At 75.7% G+C, this 5,001-nt stretch carries 3 protein-coding genes and 1 pseudogene; 2 read left to right on the top strand and 2 right to left on the bottom strand.

Translation table 11 applies throughout. The features are described 5' to 3' along the window. A partial coding sequence (acs, locus tag QL983_RS10320; RefSeq protein ID WP_356768438.1) for an acetate--CoA ligase occupies nt 1-2,097 on the top strand: 2,097 nt, incomplete at its 5' end. Here acs and QL983_RS10315 read toward each other — a convergent pair. Together QL983_RS10315 and QL983_RS10310 are read right to left on the bottom strand one after the other, a co-directional pair. Next, nucleotides 2,046-3,335 carry a M20 family metallopeptidase gene (locus tag QL983_RS10315; protein ID WP_134377003.1) on the bottom strand — a complete coding sequence of 430 codons (1,290 nt, stop codon included), beginning with the start codon at nt 3,333-3,335 and terminating at the stop codon, nt 2,046-2,048. The genes acs and QL983_RS10315 overlap by 52 nt on opposite strands. A 197-nt stretch (nt 3,336-3,532) precedes the next feature. Beyond that, on the bottom strand, nt 3,533-4,411 hold the full coding sequence (locus QL983_RS10310) for a siderophore-interacting protein (protein WP_095353584.1): 879 nt from the start codon (nt 4,409-4,411) through the stop codon (nt 3,533-3,535). A gap of 201 nt (nt 4,412-4,612) precedes the next feature. Between QL983_RS10310 and QL983_RS10305 the strand changes: the two are divergent. Continuing rightward, nucleotides 4,613-5,001: pseudogene (locus QL983_RS10305) on the top strand (EamA family transporter); the annotation flags it as partial.

Raw genomic sequence — 5,001 nt, 5'->3', positions numbered from 1 at the left:
CCCGGCCCCCTCCCGCAGGCGCTCGTCGACGCCGCCGACCCGGACGTCCACCCCGGCCGCCCGGCGGACCGGCTGCACGGCGGGCGCGGCGACGGCCGCCCGGTGGCCGAGGCGGACCGGCTCGCGTTCTGGGAGGCGGCCGGCCGACGTCTGAGCTGGGAGCGACCCTTCACCCGGACGCGCTCCCTCACCGCCCCGGACCCGGCCGCCGAGCGCGGCCCGGAGATCCGCTGGTACGAGGACGGCACCCTGAACGTGGCCGTGAACTGCGTGGACCGCCACGTGGCGGCGGGGCGCGAGGAGAAGGTCGCCCTGTACTTCGAGGGCGAGCCCGGCGACCGCCGCGCCGTCACCTACGCACAGCTGCAGCGCGAGGTCGCCCAGGCCGCGAACGCCCTCGAGGAGCTGGGCATCGAGGCGGGCGACCGCGTCGTCGTGTACCTGCCCGTGCTCGTCGAGACGATCGTCATCACGCTGGCGTGCGCGCGGATCGGCGCCGTGCACTCGCTCGTGTTCGGCGGGTTCTCGGCGGAGGCGCTGCGGTTCCGCGTCGAGGACACGGGCGCCAAGCTGCTCGTCACCACCGACGGCCAGTTCCGCCGCGGTGCCGCCGTCCCCGTGAAGGCCAACGCGGACGAGGCCGTGTCCGGGGACAACGCGATCGAGCACATCCTCGTCCTGGACCGCACGGGCCACCGGGACATCCCGTGGACCGAGGGCCGAGACCTGTGGTGGCACGACGTCGTGGACCGCCAGCCGGACACCCACACCCCGCGCGCCTTCGACGCGGAGCACCCGCTGTTCATCATGTACACCTCCGGCACCACGGGACAGCCCAAGGGGCTCGTGCACACCTCCGGCGGGTACCTCGCCGCGGCCTCGTGGACGCACGACTTCCTGTTCTCCCACCCGGACCCGGCACGGCGCGACGACGACGTCCACTGGTGCACCGCGGACCTGGCCTGGGTCACCGCGCACACCTACGAGATCTACGGTCCGCTCTCGAACGGGGTCACGCAGGTGATCTACGAGGGTGTGCCGAACGCCCCGCACCCGGGCCGGCACTTCGAGGTGATCGAGCGCTACCGGGTGACGAGCTACTACACGGCGCCCACCCTGATCCGCTCGCTCAAGGGCTGGCATCCGGACGGGATCCCGGCGCACGCGGACGGCGGTCCGGACCTGTCCTCGATCCGTCTGATCGGGACCGTGGGCGAGTCCGTGAACCCGGAGGCCTGGACGTGGGCGCGGACCCAGATCGGCCGGGACACCCCGGACCTGCCGATGGTGGACACGTGGTGGCAGTCCGAGACGGGCGCCACCGTGCTCTCCCCCCGCCCCACGGACACGGCCTTCAAGCCGGGCTGCGGCTCCCGGCCCCTGCCGGGGGTGGACGTGGCCGTGGTCGACGACGACGGCGCCCCCACGCCCGAGGGCCTGCAGGGTCGGATCGTGGTCACCCGCACCTCGCCGTCGATGGCCCGGACCGTGTGGCAGAACCCGGCCCGCTACTTCCACTCGTACTGGGAGGACTACGCGGACCAGGGCGAGGCGGGCTGGTTCCTCGCCGGCGACGGCGCCAAGCGGGACGAGGACGGCGACGTCTGGATCCTCGGGCGCGTGGACGACGTCATCAACATCTCCGGGCACCGGCTGAGCACCATCGAGATCGAGTCCGCCCTCGTGGCGCACCCGGAGGTGATCGAGGCGGGGGTGTGCCCCGTGCCGCACGAGACCACCGGGCACGCCGCCGTCGCCTTCGTGGTGGCGCACGAGAGCTGGCTGGCCGGCGATGACGGCCCCGGCGCCTCCGCCGCCGACCGCGCCGAGGAGCTGCGGCGGCATGTGGGGCGGGTGATCGGGCCGGTGGCCAAGCCCGCCGAGGTGGTCTTCGTCCCCGACGTGCCCAAGACCCGTTCGGGCAAGATCATGCGGCGGCTGCTGACGCAGCTGCACCAGGGCACCGCGCTCGGGGACACCACGAGCCTGCAGAACGAGCCGTGCGTCGGGCAGATCGCCGAGGTGCTCCGGGCCGGCCGCCGCGCTCAGGACGCCGGCACCGGCGCCGTCCGCAGCGCCAGCTCGGCCAGCACCTGAGCGGCCCGCGGCACCACGGCGTCGTCGAACACGGCCTGCGGGGAGTGGTTGACCGGGGCCTCGTCCGGGTCCATGCCCTCCGGGACCGCCCCGAGCAGGACGTAGGCGCCGGGCACCCGCTGGAGGACCTCGGAGAAGTCCTCGCTGCCGGGCTCGGGCTCGGGCAGCTCCCGGTAGGCGTCGGCCCCGTAGAGGTCCTCCACGACCCCGCGGACGAAGGCCACCGCGTCCGGATCGTTGGCCGTCACCGGGAACGCGCAGTCCGTCCGGACCTGCGCGCTCATGCCGTGCGCCGCGGCGATCCCATGCACCAGGCGCTCCACGGCCGAGAGCAGCCGGGCGCGGGCGTCCGCGGAGAAGGTCCGCAGGGTGAGGGCGAGGGTGGCGCTGTCCGGGATGATGTTGGCCGCCGTGCCCGCGCTCAGGTGCCCGACGGTCGCGACCACCGGGTCGAAGGCGTCGAACTGCCGGGTGACCACGGACTGCAGCGCCAGCACCATCTCGGCGGCCACGGGCACCGGATCCTGGGCCAGGTGCGGCACCGAGCCGTGCCCGCCTCGACCGTGCACCGTCACCACCAGGTCGTCGCAGCCGGCCTGGATCGCCCCCGGGCGGCTGAGCAGGACGCCGCGCGGGTACGTGCCCGAGGAGACATGGATCGCGTAGGCGGCGTCCACCGGTCGCCCGGCCGCCTCCAGCAGTCCCTCCTGGATCATGTGCAGGGCGCCGCCGCCGGTCTCCTCCCCGGGCTGGAACATGGCCACCACGTCGGCGGTGAGCTCCCCGCGACGGCGCACCAGCCAGGCCAGCGCGCCGTAGAGGCCGGCGGTGTGCAGGTCGTGGCCGCAGGCGTGCATGGTGCCCGGCACGGAGGGGGCGTACTCCAGCCCGGTCTCCTCCGTGACGGGCAGGGCGTCCATGTCCCCCCGCAGCAGCACGACCGGCCGCCGGGCCCCCTCCGGCAGCGGGGCCCCGCCGCGCAGCACCACGACGACGGAGCTCAGCGCCCGGCCCACGCTCGTCTCCAGCGCGGGGCGGCCGGTGGCGGCATCCTCCCCCGCCTCGGCGCGCAGGGCCTCGAGCCGCTCGAGGACGGCGGCCTGGGTGCGGGGCAGGTGCAGGTCCAGCTCCGGATGCCCGTGGAGGCGCCGGCGGAAGGCGATCGCCTCCCGTGCGATGTCCTCCGGCAGGTCCGGGGCGAGGGCGTTCGCGGGCGGGGTGGGGGCGGTGCGGTCCATCAGGACATCATGCCGTGGCGCCCCGCCGGCCCACCCGGATCGCCCAGCGGGTCAGCCGGCCAGCTCCTGCAGCTCGGGCAGGTCGAAGACGTCCTCCGAGGCGGGGGCCTCGGGCGCCTCGACCGCGTTCCACTCGGTGAAGGTGGCGTCCGCGGCGGGCCGGAGGCGCAGCCGCGGATGTGCCGTCCCTGTGCGGGTCAGCCGCCGGTGGTGCCGTCCTCGAAGATCTGCCCCGCCGGGGTCTGCTTCTCCGCCTGGAACACGTCCTCGGCGCGGCCGTAGGCCCAGTACGCGCTCACCGACAGCTGCCGCCGGTCCACGCCGCGCACGTCCGTGAGGTACGCCCGGACGCGCTTGACCTGCTCCCGCTCGCCGTGCACGAACGCGTGCACCCGCCCCTCCCGCCACGCCGCGTCCTCGACGGCGGCGGCGAACCGCGTCGTCTCCGGGGTGAAGGGGTCGCCGCGGTGCAGCCAGCGCACCTCGACGCCGGCCGGCGCGGTCAGGGGCACCTCGTCCCGGGCGTCGGTCACCTCGATCAGCGCGACGCCGACCGCCGCGGCGTCCGTGGCGGCGAGGTCCTCGAGGGCGGCGGCGATCGCCGGCAGGGCGGCCTCGTCGCCGGCGAGCAGGTGCCAGTCCGCGGTGGGGTCGGGTCGGTAGGCGCCGCCGGGGCCCAGGAACGCGACCTGCTGCCCCACGGGCTCGGAGGCCGCCCACGCCCCGGCCAGGCCGCCGTCGCGTCCGGGGGCGGCGCCGTCGTCGGACGCGCCGTGGACCACGAAGTCGACGTCCATGGTGCGGGCGGCCGCGTCCATGCGGCGCACCGTGTAGGTGCGGCGGACCGGCAGCTGCTCCGGGGCGAGGCGCTCGCGGAGGGCGTCCAGGTCGTACGGGGGCTCGAGGCCGAGCGCGGGGTCGGCGAAGAGCAGCTTCACGTACTGGTCCGTGGCGCCCTTCTCCGCCCAGCGGGCGTGGACGGCGTCGAACTGCTCGCCGCCGAGGGTCAGGCGCACGAGGTGCGGGGTGAGCCGGCGGGCGGCCACCACGGTGAGGACGGTCTGGGGCCGGGCCATGCGGGCCTCCTGGGATCGGGGCGGGGTCTGCGCGGGCGCGCGTCCCCCACTTTCCCACGACGAGGCGGATTAGCGCACGTCAGCGTGTTGTTTTCCGCGGCCTCGGGGTCAGCGGAACCGGGCCCCCCGGTGGTCCTCGGGCAGCAGCGCTCCCGCGCCGGCCGGGGCCGGGGTGGCGCGGCGCGCCCCTAGGCTGTGGGCGTGCGTCTCGTCCTGCTCGTCCTGCTCTCGCTGCTGAGCCAGCAGCTCGGCGCGTCCGTGGCGGGCCTGCTGTTCGACGACGTCGGCGCGTCCGCCATGGTCGCCCTGCGCGTGGTGTTCTCCGCGGCCGTGCTGCTGCTCGTCACCCGGCCGAGCCGCGCCGCCCTCGCCGGCCTGGGCCCCCGGGGGTGGGCCGCCGTCGTCGGGCTGGGCGCGGCCATGACCGGCATGAACCTGGCCATCTACGAGGCGTTCGCGCGGATCCCGCAGGGCGTGGCCGTGACGTTCGAGGTGCTCGGGCCGCTGGCGCTGTCCGTGGCGGCGCGGCCGTCGTGGCGATCGGCGGCGTGGGCGGCCCTCGCGCTCGCCGGGATCGGGGTGCTCGGCCG

Source organism: Micrococcus sp. APC 4021, from assembly GCF_030407635.1.
GTDB classification, from domain to species: domain Bacteria; phylum Actinomycetota; class Actinomycetes; order Actinomycetales; family Micrococcaceae; genus Micrococcus; species Micrococcus luteus.
The sequence above is the reverse complement of the archived record's forward strand: the minus strand, read 5'-3'. Positions and strand labels throughout refer to the sequence as shown.

What these genes read in the sequence shown, in the direction of transcription:
- QL983_RS10315 (WP_134377003.1), bottom strand. Translation starts at nt 3,335, where the DNA reads ATGGACCGCACCGCCCCCACCCCGCCCGCGAACGCCCTCGCCCCGGAC.
- QL983_RS10310 (WP_095353584.1), bottom strand. Translation starts at nt 4,411, where the DNA reads ATGGCCCGGCCCCAGACCGTCCTCACCGTGGTGGCCGCCCGCCGGCTC.